The organism is Streptomyces flavofungini (genome assembly GCF_030388665.1).
Taxonomy (GTDB): Bacteria; Actinomycetota; Actinomycetes; order Streptomycetales; family Streptomycetaceae; genus Streptomyces; species Streptomyces flavofungini_A.
The window spans coordinates 40,154-58,386 of the sequence record NZ_CP128847.1 but is presented as its reverse complement, the minus strand read 5'-3'; the positions used below and the strand labels follow the sequence as shown (position 1 = coordinate 58,386).

At 70.8% G+C, this 18,233-nt stretch carries 21 protein-coding genes; 6 read left to right on the top strand and 15 right to left on the bottom strand.

The genetic code is table 11. The features are described 5' to 3' along the window. Positions 1-7: 7 nt before the first annotated feature. From QUY26_RS39865 to QUY26_RS39795, 15 genes are all read right to left on the bottom strand, one after another. Complete coding sequence (locus tag QUY26_RS39865) at positions 8-469, bottom strand: RRQRL motif-containing zinc-binding protein (protein WP_289956800.1); 462 nt, start codon at positions 467-469, stop codon at positions 8-10. Positions 470-644: 175 nt separating this feature from the next. After that, positions 645-902, bottom strand: a complete 258-nt coding sequence (locus QUY26_RS39860) for a hypothetical protein (RefSeq protein ID WP_289956798.1) — start codon at positions 900-902, stop codon at positions 645-647. Between the two features lie 167 nt (positions 903-1,069). Next, positions 1,070-1,702 (bottom strand): hypothetical protein, encoded by a 633-nt coding sequence (locus tag QUY26_RS39855; protein ID WP_289956795.1) that lies wholly within the window; start codon positions 1,700-1,702, stop codon positions 1,070-1,072. Between the two features lie 113 nt (positions 1,703-1,815). Next, entirely contained in the window at positions 1,816-2,121 is a 306-nt protein-coding gene (locus QUY26_RS39850; RefSeq protein ID WP_289956793.1) for a hypothetical protein, read from the bottom strand. Between the two features lie 2 nt (positions 2,122-2,123). Next, positions 2,124-4,559 carry a DNA translocase FtsK gene (locus QUY26_RS39845; RefSeq protein WP_436840560.1) on the bottom strand — a complete coding sequence of 812 codons (2,436 nt, stop codon included), beginning with the start codon at positions 4,557-4,559 and terminating at the stop codon, positions 2,124-2,126. 139 nt (positions 4,560-4,698) lie between these two features. Beyond that, complete coding sequence (locus QUY26_RS39840) at positions 4,699-6,843, bottom strand: hypothetical protein (protein ID WP_289956791.1); 2,145 nt, start codon at positions 6,841-6,843, stop codon at positions 4,699-4,701. 357 nt (positions 6,844-7,200) lie between these two features. Next, positions 7,201-8,934 carry a DUF2637 domain-containing protein gene (locus tag QUY26_RS39835; protein WP_289956789.1) on the bottom strand — a complete coding sequence of 578 codons (1,734 nt, stop codon included), beginning with the start codon at positions 8,932-8,934 and terminating at the stop codon, positions 7,201-7,203. Then, positions 8,931-9,194, bottom strand: a complete 264-nt coding sequence (locus QUY26_RS39830; protein ID WP_289956787.1) for a hypothetical protein — start codon at positions 9,192-9,194, stop codon at positions 8,931-8,933. Before QUY26_RS39830 ends, QUY26_RS39835 begins: the two co-directional genes overlap by 4 nt. A gap of 226 nt (positions 9,195-9,420) precedes the next feature. Beyond that, the gene (locus QUY26_RS39825; protein ID WP_289956784.1) at positions 9,421-9,618 is read right to left on the bottom strand and encodes a hypothetical protein; all 198 of its coding nucleotides are present in this window, start codon (positions 9,616-9,618) and stop codon (positions 9,421-9,423) included. 168 nt (positions 9,619-9,786) lie between these two features. Next, complete coding sequence (locus tag QUY26_RS39820; protein ID WP_289956782.1) at positions 9,787-10,095, bottom strand: WhiB family transcriptional regulator; 309 nt, start codon at positions 10,093-10,095, stop codon at positions 9,787-9,789. Between the two features lie 158 nt (positions 10,096-10,253). Further along, complete coding sequence (locus QUY26_RS39815; RefSeq protein WP_289956781.1) at positions 10,254-10,436, bottom strand: hypothetical protein; 183 nt, start codon at positions 10,434-10,436, stop codon at positions 10,254-10,256. Between the two features lie 248 nt (positions 10,437-10,684). Continuing rightward, on the bottom strand, positions 10,685-10,876 hold the full coding sequence (locus QUY26_RS39810; protein WP_289956848.1) for a DUF5999 family protein: 192 nt from the start codon (positions 10,874-10,876) through the stop codon (positions 10,685-10,687). Between the two features lie 330 nt (positions 10,877-11,206). After that, positions 11,207-11,611: a hypothetical protein gene (locus QUY26_RS39805; RefSeq protein WP_289956780.1), complete on the bottom strand. Its 405-nt coding sequence runs from the start codon at positions 11,609-11,611 to the stop codon at positions 11,207-11,209. A gap of 263 nt (positions 11,612-11,874) precedes the next feature. Then, entirely contained in the window at positions 11,875-12,291 is a 417-nt protein-coding gene (locus QUY26_RS39800; protein ID WP_289956779.1) for a hypothetical protein, read from the bottom strand. A 163-nt stretch (positions 12,292-12,454) separates the two neighbouring features. Continuing rightward, the gene (locus QUY26_RS39795) at positions 12,455-13,102 is read right to left on the bottom strand and encodes a hypothetical protein (protein WP_289956778.1); all 648 of its coding nucleotides are present in this window, start codon (positions 13,100-13,102) and stop codon (positions 12,455-12,457) included. A 680-nt stretch (positions 13,103-13,782) separates the two neighbouring features. Between QUY26_RS39795 and QUY26_RS39790 the strand changes: the two genes are divergently transcribed. The 6 genes from QUY26_RS39790 to QUY26_RS39765 all read left to right on the top strand — a co-directional run bounded on the left by QUY26_RS39790 (position 13,783) and on the right by QUY26_RS39765 (position 18,088). Continuing rightward, the gene (locus QUY26_RS39790) at positions 13,783-14,541 is read left to right on the top strand and encodes a GntR family transcriptional regulator (protein ID WP_289956776.1); all 759 of its coding nucleotides are present in this window, start codon (positions 13,783-13,785) and stop codon (positions 14,539-14,541) included. Positions 14,542-14,589: 48 nt separating this feature from the next. Further along, positions 14,590-14,817, top strand: a complete 228-nt coding sequence (locus QUY26_RS39785; protein ID WP_289956773.1) for a hypothetical protein — start codon at positions 14,590-14,592, stop codon at positions 14,815-14,817. Positions 14,818-14,832: 15 nt separating this feature from the next. Beyond that, the gene (locus QUY26_RS39780; RefSeq protein ID WP_436840559.1) at positions 14,833-15,204 is read left to right on the top strand and encodes a fic family toxin-antitoxin system, toxin component; all 372 of its coding nucleotides are present in this window, start codon (positions 14,833-14,835) and stop codon (positions 15,202-15,204) included. Positions 15,205-15,447: 243 nt separating this feature from the next. Further along, the gene (locus QUY26_RS39775) at positions 15,448-16,596 is read left to right on the top strand and encodes an XRE family transcriptional regulator (protein ID WP_289956770.1); all 1,149 of its coding nucleotides are present in this window, start codon (positions 15,448-15,450) and stop codon (positions 16,594-16,596) included. Beyond that, positions 16,596-17,180 carry an isochorismatase family cysteine hydrolase gene (locus QUY26_RS39770; RefSeq protein WP_289956768.1) on the top strand — a complete coding sequence of 195 codons (585 nt, stop codon included), beginning with the start codon at positions 16,596-16,598 and terminating at the stop codon, positions 17,178-17,180. Before QUY26_RS39775 ends, QUY26_RS39770 begins: the two co-directional genes overlap by 1 nt. After that, positions 17,177-18,088 carry an FAD-dependent oxidoreductase gene (locus tag QUY26_RS39765; protein ID WP_289956766.1) on the top strand — a complete coding sequence of 304 codons (912 nt, stop codon included), beginning with the start codon at positions 17,177-17,179 and terminating at the stop codon, positions 18,086-18,088. Before QUY26_RS39770 ends, QUY26_RS39765 begins: the two co-directional genes overlap by 4 nt. The last annotated feature ends 145 nt before the right edge of the window (positions 18,089-18,233 follow it).

Below are 18,233 nucleotides of genomic sequence, written 5' to 3'. Positions count from 1 at the left end.
GGCTGGCTCATGCGGCCAGCCGGTGAACGGCCGGGGCCGGGAGGGTCATGAGGCTGCTGGGGTCGACGGGTGTGCCGTCGAAGCACTCCAGGCAGCAGCCGAGTTTCTTCGAGAGGCAGATGTAGAACCGCCTCGCACACTGGCCACAGGTCTGCCGAGCTGCCATCGCCTGGTCGAGGGCCCGCTCCTGAGCGAGCGTCGGAATCCTCTTGGGCTTGGCCAGGTCGACGCGGATCAGGTAGCCGCGGGTGGGGTGACGGCAGGACCACTGCGGGCGGGTGGCGCACAGCTTGCAGCGCAGGATCGCGACCGGGCCCTCGTTGGCGCCGGGGCTCAGCCCCATATTCCGTAACTGCCGCCTGGTCACGAGCCCTTTGGGCACCGTGCTGCGGTCGTACTCGGGCAGCGCCGCGTCACTGCGCGGCACCCGGGTCACCTCGCGGCGGCGCTTCTTCCTCGGGCTCGGCATCACCTGCTCCAGGCGCCGGGCAGCCGGTCGGGGCGGTGCGGGTAGCGCGGGCCGGGACGCGGCGGGCGCGGTCTGCCGATCCGGCGGCGCGGACGGGGGGTGAGCACGGGCGGTCCTCCAGCAGGTCGGTGGCGGGGGAGCGGCGATGCGGGGCGGCCCGGCAGGGCGTGCGGTCTCAGCTGCGGGGCTGGAGCAGCCGGGCGGCCCACTGCCGCAGGCGGGCCCAGCCGGTGGGGTGCGTGTGCTGCCAGGCGCTGGTGTCCATCTCCCACCTGTCGGAGAAGCACTTGGATGCCCCGCAGGTGCACGTCCAGGAGTAGGGCACGGTGGACGTGCCGTCGAAGGTGGCGGTGGCGATGGTCGTGACCTGGGCGCCGTCGTGGCGTCCGTGATAGGTGCCGGCCCAGAACTCGATCTGCTGCTCCCGCTTCATGGGTTTCCCTTCGGGTTCGGTGGCGCGGTGTGCCGTCTGGTGGGCGGTACAGGACCAGGCGGCTCGGTGTGTTGCGGACGTTGCTGCGGGAGGCGTCGGCGGACCGGGCGGCCTGTCCCGTCCCCGGCGCCCGGGCGGAGCCGGGGGGGCGAGGCAGGCGGCCCGGCTCAGCCGCGGAACGTGTTGCGCCGGAAGATCGCCTTGCGGATGTTGACCGTGGTGGTGCCGCCGCCCGCGCCCTTGGCGCCGCGGGCGAGCAGGAGGACGACGGCGACGAACAGACCGGTCACACTCATGACGACCTGGCCGGCCGCGGTGAGGATGGCGGGGACCTGGGCAACGGTCGGGGCCGCGGCGCCGATACCTACTCCCGTGAGCGCGATGAGGCCGCCGGTCGACAGAGACAGCACGCTGTACCGCCACACGTAGGCGGGCACCGCGCGCTGCAGCGCGGGCTCGGGGGCAGGCGGCAGCGCGGGCGCCGGGGCCGCGGCGACGATCTGCGGGTAGACCGGGGCCGGGGCGAGGGCGACGTGCGCGGCCGCCTGCTGGTACTGGGCCTGGATCTGGCGGAGGGCTTCCTCCCTGCGGACCAGGTCGTAGACCCGAGCCATGTACTCCTCGTCGGTGTGCAGGCCAGCTGCGCCGTGCGGGGCCGGTACGGCGCCCGGGCGGGCGTCGGGGAACAACTCCCAGATCTTCTCCAGGCCTTCGTAAGGGAGGCCGACGGTCGGCATGCCGGTCGGCGCTGCTCCGGGGGTCTGGGTGGTTCCGGTGATCGTGAGGTCGCGGGGGTCCACGGGGGCTCCTTGCACGGGGGGGAGAGGGGTTGTGCGGGAACGCGCAGGACCCGCCCTGCCGGATGGCGGGGCGGGTCCTGGGCGACGGGAGAGGGCCGGGGTGGTGCGGTGGGTCAGCCGAGGCTGTAGAGGGCGAGGAACGCAGCGAGGAGGACGCAGCCGAGCTTGGCCCACCAGGGGCCGATCCCCCAGGCACCCCAGAGCAGGGCGAGGGAGGCTGTGCGCAGTCCCCAGCGGGGGAGGAGGCCCAGTGGCTGGTGCTGCTGGAGTTCCTGGATACGGGTGGTGCGCCGGTCCATTTCCGCCTGGAGGTGCGCGCGCGTGACCGTGTCCGTGGTGGACGTGTTCTTGAAGGTCTCGCTGTAGGAGTGCCGTTCGGCCTCCAGGCGCTCGATCTCCTCGTCCGCGGTCTCAGCCATGTTCACTCCTTGGCATGCGAAGCGGCGGCAGCCGCGAGGCCCAGCGCGCCCAAGTCGCGGGTGGTGTAGCCGAGTTCGTCGGCCAGCCTCATCATGGTCGCGTCCAGGTCTGACGTCGAGACCAGGATTTCGCGTGCCTTGGAGCCGTCGGCGGGGCCGACGATGCCGAGCTGGTGGAGGAAGTCCATCAGGTTTCCGGCGGGGGCGAAGCCGAGGCGCAGCTTGCGCTGCAGCATCGACGTCGACCCGAACTGGGTAGTGACGAGCAGCTCGGTGGCCTGGAGGACCAGGGCCCCGTCGACGCCGTCGGGCAGCACCGTGGTTTTCGCTCCGGCCGGGGCGGCCGGGGTGATGCTTGCCGGTGCGGCGGCGGCCTCGCGGGCGATGTAGCGGGTGTACTGCCCGGAGTCGTCCTTGATGGCCTTGCCGTCCTTGGCCCACCCCTGGAGCCAGCCGCTGACCGTGCGTGAGGCGGGCGTGGCCTCGCCCAGGAGCTGCTTGAGCGCCTCGTGCAGGAGCTTGGGCGTGTACCCGGTCTGTCCTGCGGCGGCCAGGAGTTCCCAGCCCTGCTCGCGCGGGTCGACCGGGCGGGTGGGGCGGGGGAGTGGTGCCAGCCCGGCGGCCTGCCCCTCGGGGGCCGGTGCCGGGCTGGCGGAGAAGGCTACTTGCTTGGCGGTCGGGTCCAGGCTCGCGGTGACAGCGGCGAACATCTCCGCCGCGCCGCCGAAGCCTTCGAAGCCGACGGGCGCAGCCGGGGCCGCCGGGGTGCCAGCCGCCGCAGGCGGGGCCGGGTCGGAGGCGAGCAGTGTCGCGGCGGCGATGATCTCTCCGGCGTTGTCGACGGCGTGCTGCGCGGACTCGGTGAGTTTCTGCCCCTTGTACAGGTCGGGCAGGGTGCGCGCCCACCGCTGCGGGTAGTGCTCGCCGCCGTCGACGGCGGCGGACAGCTCATCGAGCTTGGGGCGCCGTGCGGCGGTGGCTGCGCAGATGGTGTCCATCAGTTCGTCGACCAGGCGCCACACCTTCATCGCTGTGGGCTTCTTCGGCCCGAGCCGGGTGTGCATGTTCCACCCGGACCCGGCGACGGGCGCGTCCTTCGGATCGATCTTGACGTAGCCGGGGAAGAGGTAGGCGAGCTCTTCGGCGTCGGAGACGGTCATGCCGACGCGCCACTTCGACATCAGTTTCATCATCGCGGTGATGGCGTCCTGCGTGGCGCGCAGCGCTGCCTTGAGGGTGCGCACGCGCATCGCGCGGCCCTCCTGATCGACCTTGTCGATCATCTCCTTGATGTCGTACGGCAGGGAGGCGGTCTCGTCGCAGATGATGACGATGCCGGGGATCTCCGCGCTGATGGGGAGCTTGTTGTCGGTCTTCTGTTCGCGCATGAGCTGCTGGTAGCCGGCCTTGCGGGCTGCGATGATCTCGGCGGCCATCTTGAGCATGAGGCGGGCTTCGTTGTCGGTGTGCGCGATCCAGTCGACGATCGGCGCGGAGGCGAGGCCCTCGGTGGCCCACGGGGTGATCCAGGGGAGGGCGACGCCGCCGCCGGTGGTGTCGATGGCCCAGATCAGGGCGTCGGGCATGCGGGCGAGTTGGGCGGTGACTACGCGCAGGGTGTTGGTCTTGCCCGCGTCGGTCTCGCCCACGAGGATGCCGCAGTCGTTGCAGAGGCCGCCGAGCGCGTGCTCGCCGTTGCGGTACAGGCCGAACGGGAACCGCTCGGTGAGGGTGATCTCGGAGTAGTCCTCGGGGTAGGGGATGTCCTCGGTGATGACGTCTTTGAGGGTGACCTCGATCAGGATCGAGCCGCGGTTGGCGCCGGGGAAGATCTCGACGCCGCAGCCGTCGGGCAGGCGCAGGTCGCCGGCGAACTTGGGGCCATAGCCGTTGAGGTCCTCGACGGTGGTCCCGCCGGAGGGCAGGTCCATCTCCACGGTGTAGCCGACCTTGCCGGGCCAGTGCTGTACGTCCTTGCCGACGCACTTCTCGATCCGGGCGACGCGGGCCATGCGGCCTTCCCAGTCGCGCAGGATGCCGACGGAGTCGCGACGCAGCTGAAGGAGTTTCTTGCGTTCGGAGCGGGTGGACTCGGTGCGGTTCGCGGACGCGTTCGCGGCGATGCCGACGGTGGCCAGGCCCAGGCCGGTCGCCCAGCCGGTGGAGGTCAGCGGCGCGGTCGCCAGCGCCCAGGACGCCCAGGTGGTCGCCGTCAGCCAGGAGACGGCCCGGGTGGTGATGGTGCCGATGGTGGTGCCCGCGCGCAGGTCGTGGACGGCTCCAGCCGCGGCCGCGCCGCCCAGGGTGAGAGCGGCGGCCTGCCAGGGCAGTCCGGTGATCGGGGCGAGCGCCACCGTGGTGATGGCCGTCTCAGTGGCGTATCCGAGGAAGGTGGTGTGGCCGCTGGGCAGCGACCAGTCCCAGTGACGCATCGACATGGGGGAGGGCTCCTGTTCGCGCAGGCGAGGGGCGGGTCGGCGAGGAAGAGAGGGGCAGCAGGACAGCCGGTGGCCGGCCCCGGGTTCGGGGTCGGCCACCGACTGCTGGTGGTGCGGGTCGTGCTCGAGGCCGCTGGGGTCAGCGGGGGGTGTTCCACATGGACTCGGCAGCCGGGCCCTTGCGGGGGTTGATGTTGTGGCTGATCTCGCGGTGGTGGTCCTCCACGAACAGCTTCGCGGCCATGTCCGCGTCGTCGGCTGCCGCCCGGATCATCGAGACGAGGAGGCCGATCTCGTCGGTGACGCGGTCGTCGACCGGGTACAGGTCGCGGCTGCGCTCGTGCAGCACCTGCACGCAGTCGGCCAGGGCGGTCAACCCGTAGGACATGCCCTGGAACTCGGAACCGACCTGCATCATGTGGACCGGCTCGAACGTCCGGTACAGCACGGCCATCAGGACGCATCCGGACTCGATGCGGCCGGGCTGGAACATCGCGCCCTCGGGAGCATCGGCCCCGGTCGGGGTGACGTTCCACATCCACTCGTTCGTCCTCGGGGCGACGATCCGCTCGATGTCGAACGCGTGGGCCATGCGGAAGAGGGCGACCATGTTGTCCGCGCGGGCGGCGGCGGCGATCAGCCTCGCGCAGGCCTCGTTCAGCTTGTTCAGCGCCTTCTTGCTGCACGGGTACTTCTGGTCGGCGTTGACGGCCATCTCCTGCACGGCCATCGCCGCGGCGCGGATGCCGTTGGGCAGTCCGGCGTACTCGGCAGCGACCTCCATCATGCTGCGCGGGCTGGAGCCGGTGTAGGAGGAGTACGCGGCGCGCATGGCCATCGCGAACTTGGATGTGTTGCCGTCCAGCACTGTGGTGCCTGCGGCCAGAGAGGGTCCGGTCACGGGATCGGTGTCCTTTCGAGGGTTGTCGACCTTGAGGGTGAGCGTGTCCGCCTTGGCTTCCTTGTCGTGGCGGGCCTTGGAGCGGCGGAAGAAGAACCGCCAGATCCGTCCGGCGACGCGGAAGGGCAGTGCGAACCCGCGGAGCGGGTCGCGGCGCTTGAAGGGCATCAGCGCCAGCCCCCACAGGAGTCCGAAGGGCAGCGTGAGCAGCCCTGCGAGTCCGGCGAGGAGCCCGGCGCCAGCGCAGCGCACCCAGTGCCCGAGCTTGCGGACGGCCAGGCGGCGCATCCGGTAGAAGCGGCCCGAAGCCGGACTGCCGCTCCCGGAGTTGGGGGAGCCGCTCTTCTTCGAGCGGCGCATCCTGCCCGCCCAGCCGCGCATCTTCTGCAGTGCGCGACCGAGGCGGGTCCTGGTGCCGGCGCCGCCGGGGCCCGAGCCGCCGGAGGGTCCGGCACCGCCCGAGCCGGTGTTCGCGCCGCCACTGTTACGGCGCAACCTGCTCCCCAAGCCCCTGAGGGTCTGCCAGGCCCTGCCGGTGCGAGACGGCCGATTGGCCCCCGCGTTCCCGCCAGGGGATCCGGCGCCGCCCGAGCCGGTGTTCGCGCCGCCACTGTTACGGCGCAACCTGCTCCCCAGGCCCTTGACGGTCTGCCAGGCCCTGCCGGTGCGGGACTGCCGGTTGGCCCCGGAGTTCCTGCCAGGGCTGTTCGTGCCGCCCCCGCTGTTCCTGCCGCGGTTCGTGCCCTTGGGCGTGTTCGCACCGGGGCTGCTCGCCCCGCCCGGGCCTCGGCTGCCGCGGCCGTGCTTGGCGCCGCCTTTGCCGCCGGGGCCGCGCCCGCCGCCACTTGCGCCGTGGCGGCCGCCGCTGGGCCGGTTCTTCGTGCCGGTCCCGGTGCCGCCGCCGTTCATCCGGCCGCCGCGCCCGCGGCCGCCACCAGCGCCCGGACCGCCGCCGCCCCGGCCGCGGCCACCGCCGCGTCCGAGTCCGAGCAGGCCGCCCTTGCCCGCGCCGCCTCCGGCCCGGCCCGAACCGCCGCCGGAGCGGTTGTTCGGGGCCGGCCTGCGGGCGGCGGAGACCTTCGAGCGCTTCTTGCGGCCGACCAGCGCGGCGGCGCCGACCGCTGCTCCGGCGGCTCCGGCGGCGATGAGTCCGGGCACTCCAGCAACGCCGTAGGCGACGCCTGCTGTGATTCCGGTTGCGTTGCCGCCGTGGATCAGCAGCGGCATCGCCCGGGGCCGTGAGCGGCTGGGCTTCGGCTTCGCCGGGGCCGGGTCGGTGGTGTCCGGGGGCTCGTTGACGCCGGTGAATTCGGCGGTGTCCCTGCTGCCGCCGCCGGTGATGTCGGGGGTGGTCTCGGGGGGTGCGGTCGCGGTGTCTGCCACGACGATTCTCCTCACGTTGCGAAGTGGCGAGGCGAGGCGAGGAGGCGCGAGGCGGGCGAGAAGCCCTCTGAAACCCCCATGTAGAGGGCCTCGCGGGGCCGTAGAGGGGGGTGACCCTCTCGCCTCGCCTCGCTCCGCCTCGCCTCGCCGCTACCTTCTGTGAACGGCGGGGGTGGGGGCACAAAGGGGTTTATTCCGGGCCCTGTTGGGGGCCGGACCGAGCATGGTGGAGCGGGTGACACGGTCGGCCTGGCGGCCAAGGCCAGCCCCTCGCGCCGCCCCGTCCGGCGGTGTGCCGTGCGGGGCGGTGCGAGGGGCGACCGTGAGGGCCAGGAGCACTCTTGATCAGGTTCCGTTTCAGGCTGCGGCCTGCTCCGGAGCACCGGTGGTACCGCCCTTGAGCAGGGCGACGGCCCTGGTCTTGCGGTCCTGCGCGGAGCCGGTGGAGACGCCCAGTTCGTCGGCAATGACGCGGACGGTGACCGCGCTCTCGCCCCGGGCCTGGATCATCGCGGCGACCCGGCGTACGTCCCAGTCGATCTGGGACAGACGAGCCATCGCGGCGGCTTCAACCGCGCGCGCCTCGTGTTCAGCCGCACGCGCCTGACGCTCAGCGGCCTCCTCGAGTGCGGTCTCCTCACGGACCATCGACGCGGCGATCTCTTCAGCCGCGATCTGCTCCTTGCGGGCCGCGTTCACCGTCGCGGCACGGTGTTCAGCCTCCTTCCGCTCGTGTTCAGCAGCCTTTTCCAGGGCGTGCTTCTCACCGGCCAGCGCCCGCGCGCGCCGCTCAGCCTGCTCCGCGATGCCGGCCTGCCGGGCGGCCTCTTCGCGCTGCGCACGGGCGGCCGAATCAGCCTGGATGCGACGCTCGTGCTCGGTGGCCTCGGTGGCCATCTGCTGCTTCTCCAGGCCCCAACTGGCCTGCGCCTTCTCCCGTTCGATCCGGGAGAGAGTGCGGCGCTTCTCGGTCTCGTCGGCGAGCTCTTGCGCTTCGGCTGCGGCCTTGTCCTCTGCGAGCTTGAGCGCGTGCTGACGCTGCGCCTCGCGCAGTTGAGCATCGGCTTCGGCCTGTTGAATCTCGGCCTGAGCCTCGCGTTCCGCTTCGGCGCGGGCGATCTTCAGGCGGCCTTCGCCGCGGATCTTGTCGACCTCCGCTTGAATGCGGGTCTCGCCCAGTTGAACATCGGTGCGCACGCGTTGAATCTCGGCTTCGGCTCGTTGAACAGCCGCCCGGGCCTGCCGTTCGACCCGCTTGGTCTCTTCCTGAAGAGGTACCTCCAGGGCGTCCTCCACGCTGAACCCGAACGGGGCGAGCTTGAACGGCAGCAGTTCGTCCGGCGTCGCCGCCTTGCGCCAGTCGAGCGGGTCACTCGCGTACTTCTGGCGCAGGCCCTCGCGGTAGATCCGCAGCGCCTGATGCTGAGCGGTGGCCTCCTTGTAGGGGAGGTGGTACAGCCGCATCCGGCGGGCCAGGCGCGCCGTGGACAGCGGAGCGAGGAACCAGCGGGCCAGCGGGACCGACCCGAGCGGAGCCTCACCTGCCAGCAGGTCGGCCATCCGGCCGACGTAGTGGCGGGCGGCCTCCACGGCGATGATGAACAGCACCGGGATGACGCCGTGCATGGACGCCGCGAGCGGGTCGGCCGAGACCGGCCCCGGCGGGGCGGCGGCGTTGAAGGCGACCGTGGCGACGGTCAGGCCGTGCGCCGTCCAGCGCAGCATCGGCCACGGCATCCGCTTGCGCATCATGTACAGGTCGAGCGCGAGCAGCACGAGGATGCCGGCGTCGATGCCGACGGGGAACGCGTAGGAGAAGACGCCGAAGCCCTTGCCCTCCGCGAGGTGGCGCAGCGTGTTGTACGAGCCGGTGAAGCCGATCCCGGCAAGGACCAGGCCGCCGATGCCCGCGATGAAGGCGAGCAACTGCATGGTGCCCGGATCGCTCTTCGGAGCGTCGTCGTCCAAGTCGTCCTGCTCGGGCAGCTCCTGGTCGTGGTGATCGGCTGGGGTGGGGACGTTCCAGGAGCGCTGGATGTCGTCGCCGTCCGGGCGGATCACGTCGGGCTTGCGGATGTCGACGGCGGTCATGTCGTGCTCTCCGGGTCTTCGGTCGGGAAGAACGGGTCCAGGGCCAGGCCCACGCACAGGCGGACCACGCCGAACACAGCGAGGCCGACGGCCAAGTGCAGCAGGGTGGGCGCCAGCCCGTTCGCGAACAGGTCGAACAGGGTGAAGACGGTGGCGACCACGGCGATGACCGTGGCCAGCAGGGCGGGCAGCGGGTTGCGCGAGACGTAGACGGCGTCCGTCGTCTTGCTCGGAGTCGGGGCGGCCTTCGTGGTACTCACCGGGCACCCCCGCTGGTAGCGTTGACCATGCGAAACGCTCCTTGTCAGCGGGTCGCGAGAACAAAGGAGAGGCCCCGGGCAGCGGGGCCTCTTTCCTTTGCCGAGCCTGATTCGGCTCTCCGGCTCCGCCACGGCCTGCTCGGTCCTGGCAGAGCGGGAGAACCGCCGGCCCCGGCGCGGAGGTTGTCTCCGGCCGGGGCCGCGGCGTGTCAGGGGCGGGCACCGATCACGAGTCGCGGTGCTCCTTGAGGTACTGGGCGATCTGGACCTTCGCCGTGGCCATGCTGGTGAAGGCGGTCATCACCGGCCAGACACCCTTGTTCTTCTCGGCTTCCTTGAGCAGCCAGTACGCGTCTTCGACCAGCTTGTCGGGGTCGGCGTCTATGCGGCGCAGCGGGCTGACGAGGCGCTGAAGGAACGTCATGGAGACTCCCTTGAAGGTCTGGGCTCCTGGACACTCACCAGAAGCGGAAGGCGGTGCAGCGGGTCGGCCCGTGGTCCGGGCGCCCGGTGTGCGGTGCTGCCGTGGTGCGGACGAGCAGCTGCCCGGCGCCCCGGTGGAGCGGGCGGAGTAGGCAGCCTGCGGAGCGGATCACGCGCCGGTATGGGCGGTGCGCTGGCGGGCGGCTCGGCGCTTCATCGCGCGGCGTTCGTCCTCGCCGGTGCCGCCCCACACCCCGAACTCGTTGCGGTCCAGGGCGGTGCGCAGGCAGCTCTCCAGCAGCGGGCAGCCGCTGTGGCAGACGGCCTTGGCCTCCTCGATCTGCAGCAGCGCCGGGCCGGTCTCGCCGATGGGGAAGAACAGTTCGGGGTCGTCGGCGCACAGCGGGCGGGGCTGGTCGACGACGTTCGGGGTGACGGGGCCGTAGTTCGAGGTGCGTACGATGACGTGGCGATTCATCAGGGCCTCCCAGAGGTCCGAGCGAACAACCAGCCCCGGGGCGGCCACCCCGGGGCTGTTGCGTGTGTGGCGGCCGGACGGCCAGAGCAGGCGGGAGCTCCCGGCGCTCTCCGCCGCCCCCGACCGTGAGGGCTCGGGGTCGACGGGCAGGGTCGGATTCAGCGCTGCTTCTTGCGGGCGTTGTAGGCGTCCTGCAGCCGGGCGAACCGCTCGTAGAGCGGGGCGCCGGACTCGCACGGCTGGTCGGCCTGGCAGGCCGGGCATCCGGTGGTGTGCTCGGTGGAGGCCTGGAACGCGGTCATGTAGCGGACGAACAGGTCGTCGGTCGGACGGGCGCTCATTACGAGCCGCATCCCCACGAGCGTCCGCAGCCCTCGCAGGAACTGGCGGTGTCCGAGTTGGACTGACCGCAGCCCCCGCTGCCCGTGCAATCCCAGCCGAGCGTGGCGTGGCGGCCGGCATCTCGTGCGGTACGGCGAGGCGTCATGGTGGTCCCCTTCTCATGATCGGCCGGGCTGTCCGGCTCCCCTTCGCCGCCCGTCCCGGCCGCCGGTGTGCAGCGATCGGTGCGGGCGGAGGCGGGGAGCCGTCAGTCCTTAGCCGCGAGGGGCCGGTGCGGGGCGACGCATTCCCCGTTGGGCAGCAGCGCGCCGGTGTCCTCGAAGAGCACGAGCTCGTTGCACAGCAGGCTCCAGCCCTGCTCCGCGTGGCTCGCAACGACGGCCGCGGCTTCGCGATCGGGGCTTTCGGCCGTGGGGCATGGCGGGGTGTGCGTGCACAGGGACGGCGGCAGTCGGCGGGGCAGGTGGGAGTCGTCCAGGGCCTGGGCCAAGGCAACGGTGCGGGTCATGTGGACCTCCGATGGGTGCTCGCGCACAGCGCCGTGGGCGAGCCGCGCGAGCGAGCGAAGAAGGGCTGAGGGCCCGCGGATCGGGCGGTCGGCCAAGAGGCTGTTCGTGGCGAGGTCGTCGTCCCCCGGCGATGGGACGGCCTCGCTGAACCGCGCGCGGAGGGGGCGCGGGATCCGGTCCGGGCTGTCCGGCGCCGAATGCGACGGCGGCCCGGGCGGCACGTGGCTGCGCCTCACGGGCCGTCTGCGGCAGATGCGGCATCAGTGGCCGAGGGCCCCGCAGGCCTCGCAGACGCCGCCGTTCCACTCGCGGAACCACTGGCCGCAGCTCGAGCACTGGCCCTCGCCGGAGGCGGTGGCGGGCGCCGTGGAGAGGGCCGGGGCGACGGTCAGGATCTGGTCGCAGCGGCACTTCCACCAGCCGCACAGCGGACAGGAGTCCTCGGCGTCCTGTCGGAGCCTGCGGGGCTGGTGGCCATCCGTCATCAGCGGCCGGTGCAGGATCAGGACGGGCTGCCGCTTGTGTCCGGGCGCCATCTCCTGCAACGTACGGCGTGCCTTGCGGCCCGCGGCCGCTGCGATCTGGTCGCTCTCGACGACCAGATCGCGCACGAGCGTGCGCAGTTGCCGGGTATCGGTCTCGTCACGCTCCTGGGCGCGTGTCATGCTGTCGATCACAGCGACCCCCTATTGGTCTCTGTTCAGCAGCCCCGGAACTTCCACCTTCGGGGGCTGCCGCTGTATGGCTGCTCGGACGAGCAGCCACGGCCCCGGCCACCCTGGACTTCGGAGTGGCCGGGACCGTGGGCGTTCATCCGGTGGCGGTCAACGACGGGCCGGAAGCCCGACGACAGCCAGGGTGAGCACGATGGCCGGGAGCAGAAACGCGATGGTCAGCAGGAACGGCATGGTGTCCTCCGGGACTTGGGTCAGGCGGCCGGGCCGTACCCGGCTCGGCCGGGGGCTCCAGCCGGAGCGGAGCGGATGAGGTGGTCCGACGTGGTCCACACGCTGCCGACCGCGAAGGGCTGGCCGTCAGGGCGCAGGGTGTCGCGGACGATGACCGCCCACCGGGCGCTGTCCCGGCGCAGCAGCGCTGCGGCCTCGTTCGGGTTGGTTACCAGGGCCAGGACCTCGAAGCGCCCGCCGACGTTCTGGTAGATCGCGCCGGGGCGGCGAGGGCCGACCTCTCGGTCGACAATCGCGGTCACTGCGAGGCGGTGCTGGGGGTGCGGACGCGCACCGGCGTCGGGCGCGGGCTGACGGCCGTCACGCTCATGCGGCGCGGGTCGCCTCGGCAGCGGGGTCCTGGCCTCCATCACCGGCGGGGATGCCATGCTCTGCATGGGTCGTTCCTTTCGTCAGGTGACCTGCGACAAGAACCCCCAGGGCTGCATCCCTGGGGGTTCGTCGTTTAAGAGCCCCGCACGATCGCGGGGCAGTGCGCCCTGCGCACTCCTCTCCAGCCGCCCGGCATCGTGGCGGCTGGAGAGGGCAGCGCAGGCTGCTTCAGCAGGAACGCCTCGAGGAGGCGTTGGTGTTGATGCGTACCGGGGCAAGCGGTACCTCGGGGCTGCGGAATTCCGAGACCGCCTCGGCAGGGTGGCGGCGGCAGGAGTTGTTGACCTCCTCGATCGGCGCTCCGGAACGCTTGGCCGTCGCCTCCCTGTCGACCACGCCCTCGCTCTGCTCGGTCCACACCCGTGATGTCCGGTGGCGAGCAAGCAGCGCGTCGACGCGGGCCTCATGGTCCCGGGTCGGCTGGGAGCGCTTCAACTGCGCGTACAGGGCAGCAAGCTGCGCACCGCGCGTGCAGCGGTGCGTGCCGCCGCAGCGACCAATCACCTTGCTGGAGCGGCACGTCTTGATGTGCTCGCGGTAGGCGGTAAGCGCGTCCTCCGCGTTCGCCGACTCCGAAGCCATCTTGGTGATGGGCCTGGCCGGGGCCGGGAGCGGCTTGTAGTGCTGGCGAGCGGAGCGGCACGCGTTGGCCTCCGTGCCGCCGGTCTCCAAGCGCTTCTCCCACGCCGTGACCCGAACGTCGATGTTCACCAGACGGTTGCTGCCCTGGCAGCGGACGGCCGCATCCTGTCGTGCGACGCCGGTGTCATGGGGGACGAGCTTCGGCTTCTTGCCGTTGAAGGCGGTGATGGGCACCCACGTCCTGCAGTCAGGGCAGATCAACGACACGCAGTCGGGCCGCAGGTCGTACTGATGAGGGCGGAGCACGGAGAGGGCGAGCGCCGGGCGGGCGCTGATGTTCCGGGAACGAGCCCGGCTCTTCCGGTATCGGGCGGTGCGCTCACGGGGCGGAACGGACATGCAGAACTCCTCGCGGGGGAGTGGCAGGGGCTGCGTCGCGGTGCTCTCTCCGCCCGCCAGGTGCGCAGGCCAGGGCCTGGCGTCCTGACGGACGGACATCGCATCTGCGGTGCGACGTACACACAGATCAGTCGAGAAACCCGGGGGAGTTTGGTGAAGCTCTCTGAAACCCCGGCCACCCGCGAGGGGCAGACGACTTGCTGCGGTGGTGCTCAGGGAAACCGTGGTTCCGGCTCCCTCATCCGGCGCCGCCCGAAGGCAGTTCCAAGTGGGAGAGCCGGGTCCGCGACGACCCGGTAGAGGTCGGGCGGCCATCAGGCCGCGTCTGACAGCGGGCACTACGTGACTGCCTGATCACTTGTCGTGACCTCGGCGTGTCACTAGTGAAGCAAATCTCTTTATAGAGGTCAAGAGATCGACAGTGAGAACTGTAGAGTGGCGCGCACACGCCTTAGCCAGCCCTCGCCATACGCCCGTACGATCAGCTCTATAGAGAGCGAACGACGAGGAGTCAGATGAGCCGCGAGGGTCAGCCCGGCCAGCCCAAGTACCTGCGCATCGCCGCAGAGCTGAGGGCGGCACTCAAACGTGGCGACTACCAGCCCGGGGACCGTCTCCCTGGCGAGAACACCCTGGCGGCCGACTTCGGCGTTGCACCCCTGACCATGCGCCAGGCACTTGGAGTGCTCCGTAGCGAGGGCCTGGTCGGATCCCGCAAGGGGTCCGGATGGTTCGTCGAATCGTTCCACCCCATCCGGCGCCGCGGCATCCCACGCCTGGCCCGCGGCCAGTGGGGGAGCGGGCGGACCATCTGGTCCGCAGACGACCACCGTGCACCCGACGTCGACCAGATCACGGTGGCCGAGGACGTCACTCCACCCCAGCACATCGCCGACGTACTCGACCTGGAGGCAGACGGGACCGTCTGCGTGCGCAGCCGGCGGTACGTCATGGAGGAGCGCCCCGTCATGCTCGCGGCGTCCTACCTCCCCCAGGCACTGGTCACCGGTTCGCTCATCACCCAGGCCGACACCGGCCCCGGCGGCATCTACGCCCGGCTCGCCGAGCTCGGCCACGCGCCCGCGCGCTTCCGGGAAGAGATCCGAGTGCGCATGCCATCGGCCGAGGAGGCAGACCGACTGGGCATCCCCGCCAGCAGGTCTGTCATCAAGGTGGCCAGGACCGCCTTCGACTCCGATGGACGCACAGTGGAAGTCAACGAGATGACCATGGACTCCGCTGCGTACGTCCTCGACTACGAATTCGACGCCTGAACCTCGCCCCATCCCCGCTGGGGGACGTGTCCCGCTACCGTAGGAGGCATGGCCCAGGAGATTCGCATCGAGATCAGTGACGAGGCGTACGAGCAGCTTCGGCAGTCTGCTGAGCAGCAGCACCTCGATGCCGCGACCTACGCGGGCAAGATCCTCAATGAGGATCTGACGAGGGAGCGCTTCCTCGGCGCGGCGCAGCGGTACATCGACGAGTTCGGGCCGGCCTTCGCCGAGCGGTTCGGTGCCGGCTCCGGGGTTCAGCGCGACGCTGCCTGAGACGAGGCCATTTTCGTGGAGTTGAGCGTGGACCTGCCGTGGCTGCTGGAGGTCGCGCGCCAGCGTCTTCCGGGAGATCCCGAAGTTGTGGACTGGGGCGCTCTGGAGGGTGCCCGCGCCCGTCATTGCTTCAAGGTCATGGATACGCCGGTGTACGCCGAGCCGCACCACCGGGCGGCCGCTCTGCTCCAGTCGCTGGTCCGAGTCCCGGCCCTGGAGCACTCCAACGAGCTGTACGCGACGGCCGTGGCTCTCGCGTTCCTGGAGGCCAGCGGCCTCACTCTCCAGGTGAAGGCCGACCAGGCAATCGCACTCGTGGAGCAAGTCGCAACCGTCGGCCTGGACGTGCGGCAGATCGCTTCCACCCTGAGGGCCTGGTTCAACTGAAAGTTGGTCAGCCGCGCTTGCACTGGCGGGAACGCCCTGCATCCGGCAGCCGTTTGCCTCGATCACTTAATGCCCCTTCGCGCGGCCGAGTAGCGCGAGCTCGTCGGCCCTGACCCGATGGATAGCCGTCAAATAGGTTCCGGATGGCGGGTGTTGGGCGAGAGGGCCCGGTGTAGAACTGCTGTGGAAACAGCGTGGAATCTGGGCTGGTCCGGCCTGGCGAGGGGGTGTGTAGTGATCACCGTGAGCGAGTGGACGGGCGAGGAGGCGCTGCTGCTGCGGTCGGTGAAGCGGGAGTCCGTCCGTGAGTTCGCCGGGCGTCTGGGGATCGACCCTCGTACGGTCACGTATTGGAAGAAGCGCCCCGGGCGGGTGTGCCGTGCGGGGACGCAGCAGATTCTTGATGCCGCCCTGGCGCAGTGCACGGCGGAGGAACAAGAGGCTTTCCGTGTGCGGTTGGCGACGCTGCGGGGCGAGAGCGCACTGGGGGACCTTGCCGCCGCGCGGCCGGGGCCGTGCTCGGTGGTGTCGCACAAGTTTCTGCCCGTGCACGTCGGGGAGAGGCTGGCGCCGCTGTATGCCGCGGGGGTGCCGCAGTCGGCGGGGCCGGGCGGACTTGAGAGGCGGGTCCTGCCGGGTGGTCATCGCACGGCGCACGCCTCGGCTGTGCATGTCTACACGTGCGGGATCGCCGTGGTGCACCTGGAGGAGCACCGCCGGGTCGAGTCGATGACCGAGCTGGCGGTGTGGCGGTACCGCTCCTATCTGAAGGACCGGTCCTGGGCGGGGAAGCGGCTTCGGGAGCTCCTAGTCGAGCACTCCGTCGCGGTGGCGGTCGATGCGAGCCCGGAGTACGTGCTGTCGGCGTACGAACTGCGGGAGCACTCGTGGGCGGGGCCGGGGCTGGAGACCGCGCTGCAACTTTTGACGACCCCGTCCGTCCTGGTCAACCGGCAGGACCCGGAGAACGTGTCGCCCCTGGGGTCTGGTGTGGAAGACGCCAAGTTCGCCGAGGGCTGGAAGCACCCTGAAGCGATCTCTTTCGGCGGCGGAGTGTCGCAGGGGGTGGCCGGCTGGTCCGGGGTGTCGTACCACCCGCAGCAGGACGAGCGGGCGCTGACGATGAGCGAGATCGTCGACCTCGAACTCGATGCGCAGGCGTTGTGGGCTCTGTCGTCGCACATCCTGCACATGGTCGAAGACGGCCGGGATCCGGTGATGCCGGACGGCTACGGCTGGCGGTACCTGCGTGGCGCGTACTCCCGGCTCACTGCTGCCCGGCCCACGGAGACGGCGCAGCACCGCGTGATGCGTGAGGCGATCTTGGCGACCAGCGAGCTTCCGGACCGGCTGCGCGCCGCCCAGGATGCTCTTCGAGACGGAAATCCGTGATGGCTCTGAGGAAGGCGGACTGGGTGGATCCTCGCAGGACGGCGCTCATCGTCATTGATGTGCAGAACGGCTTCGTCAACAAGCACAGCCGTTCCGTGGTTCCCGCGATCGCGCATCTGGTGAAGCGGTGGCAGGAGACCGACGCCCCGGTGGTGTTCGCCCGCTTCCACAACGAACCAGGCTCGCCGTACGAGCGGATCACCGGCTGGACGAACCTGCGGACGGCGGAGGAGCAGGCCCTGGTGGCCGAGCTTGAGCCGTACGCGGGGGCGGCTGCCGCAGTCATCGACAAGGGGCAGTCAAGCGTCTTCACCACGGAGGGCGCCCGGATGATCCGGGACGCCGGGTGGAGTGATCTGGTGCTCTGCGGCATCGACACCGACTCCTGCGTGTACGACTCGGCGGTGGCCGCCTACCAGGCGGGGTACCGTCCGTGGATCGTCACCGATGCCTGCGCCTCCACCGGAGGGACGCAGTACCACGATGCAGCGCTGCTCCTGGCCGCCCGCAATATCAGCGCGGCCCAGCTCGTCACCAGCAAGGACGTGCTCGAGCAGCTCGGCCACCAGGGGGCCTGCGCATGAGCTCTCCGTCGTACGACGCGGACCTTCTGATCGTCGGGGCGGGCCCTGCCGGCGTCGCGGCCGCGGTGATGGCGGCCAGCCTGCAGCTGCGCACGCTCGTGGTGGAAGCCGAGCGGGTCGGCGAGAAGCTGCACCGCATCGGCCCCGTGGAGAACGTTCCGGGCAACTGGTCGACAGGCCCCGAGCTGGCCCACGCCCTGGAACGCGATCTGGAGCGGCTTCAGACTGCGGGCCGGTGCTCCGTCGTTCGCGCTCGCGCCGCAGCCGTCGCCGCGCGGGATAAGCAGGCGGAACTCACCTTGGATGACGGGCAGTTGTTGTGCGGGCGAGCCGTGGTCGTCGCTGCCGGCGTGGCCGAGCTGGTCCCGTCCGATGCGGCCTGGCTGTCTGCGCCGGACGACTTCGTACCGGCCCCGCTATGGCGAGCCGTTCCGCAGGACCTCGCGGGGCGCACGTACGTGCTCGGCGGGGACCGGCCGCTGGGCACGTGGCTGCGCGCCTACTCCGACACCCGGAAGCAGCTGCATGTGCTGTGCCCGCCCGGCGACGACTACAAGACAGCCGAAGTCGCCGCCGACGACCGAGTTCGCATAGTTCCCGTCGCCCATGTCGCCCTCGCGCGCTCCGCGTACGGGCCTGAGTGGACGGTGCGGGTCAAGGACCGGGAAGGCAAGGAGACCTCGTACGCCGTCGACACGGTGCTGAACAACCTCGGCACCAAGCCGACCGCGTTCGACGGACTCGTCCAGGACGCCGACGGCTACTGCCCGCCCCGCCTGCAGCGTCCCCGGATCCTGACCGTGGGGGACATCCGATCGGGCCGCTACCAGCGTATCGTCACCTCGCAGGGTTCGGGCGCCGAGGCCTCGCTCTCCGTGTACTACGACCTGGCGCTGCCCCGCCCGTAGCGCGGCCGAGACGACGCGGGATCCGTCGTGCTGTTGCGTCTGTGCTGCCGGTGAAGTGCCACGCCTTTTCCACGCTGGTTCCACATCCGATCCTCCTTTCCGGATGTGCTTCCCCCGATGCTGATGAGCGCCTTCACGAGGCGAC

What these genes read in the sequence shown, in the direction of transcription:
- QUY26_RS39865 (WP_289956800.1), bottom strand. Translation starts at nt 469, where the DNA reads ATGCCGAGCCCGAGGAAGAAGCGCCGCCGCGAGGTGACCCGGGTGCCG.
- QUY26_RS39860 (WP_289956798.1), bottom strand. Translation starts at nt 902, where the DNA reads ATGAAGCGGGAGCAGCAGATCGAGTTCTGGGCCGGCACCTATCACGGA.
- QUY26_RS39850 (WP_289956793.1), bottom strand. Translation starts at nt 2,121, where the DNA reads ATGGCTGAGACCGCGGACGAGGAGATCGAGCGCCTGGAGGCCGAACGG.
- QUY26_RS39845 (WP_436840560.1), bottom strand. Translation starts at nt 4,559, where the DNA reads ATGTCGATGCGTCACTGGGACTGGTCGCTGCCCAGCGGCCACACCACC.
- QUY26_RS39835 (WP_289956789.1), bottom strand. Translation starts at nt 8,934, where the DNA reads ATGACCGCCGTCGACATCCGCAAGCCCGACGTGATCCGCCCGGACGGC.
- QUY26_RS39825 (WP_289956784.1), bottom strand. Translation starts at nt 9,618, where the DNA reads ATGACGTTCCTTCAGCGCCTCGTCAGCCCGCTGCGCCGCATAGACGCC.
- QUY26_RS39820 (WP_289956782.1), bottom strand. Translation starts at nt 10,095, where the DNA reads ATGAATCGCCACGTCATCGTACGCACCTCGAACTACGGCCCCGTCACC.
- QUY26_RS39815 (WP_289956781.1), bottom strand. Translation starts at nt 10,436, where the DNA reads ATGAGCGCCCGTCCGACCGACGACCTGTTCGTCCGCTACATGACCGCG.
- QUY26_RS39805 (WP_289956780.1), bottom strand. Translation starts at nt 11,611, where the DNA reads ATGACACGCGCCCAGGAGCGTGACGAGACCGATACCCGGCAACTGCGC.
- QUY26_RS39800 (WP_289956779.1), bottom strand. Translation starts at nt 12,291, where the DNA reads ATGCAGAGCATGGCATCCCCGCCGGTGATGGAGGCCAGGACCCCGCTG.
- QUY26_RS39790 (WP_289956776.1), top strand. Translation starts at nt 13,783, where the DNA reads ATGAGCCGCGAGGGTCAGCCCGGCCAGCCCAAGTACCTGCGCATCGCC.
- QUY26_RS39785 (WP_289956773.1), top strand. Translation starts at nt 14,590, where the DNA reads ATGGCCCAGGAGATTCGCATCGAGATCAGTGACGAGGCGTACGAGCAG.
- QUY26_RS39770 (WP_289956768.1), top strand. Translation starts at nt 16,596, where the DNA reads ATGGCTCTGAGGAAGGCGGACTGGGTGGATCCTCGCAGGACGGCGCTC.
- QUY26_RS39765 (WP_289956766.1), top strand. Translation starts at nt 17,177, where the DNA reads ATGAGCTCTCCGTCGTACGACGCGGACCTTCTGATCGTCGGGGCGGGC.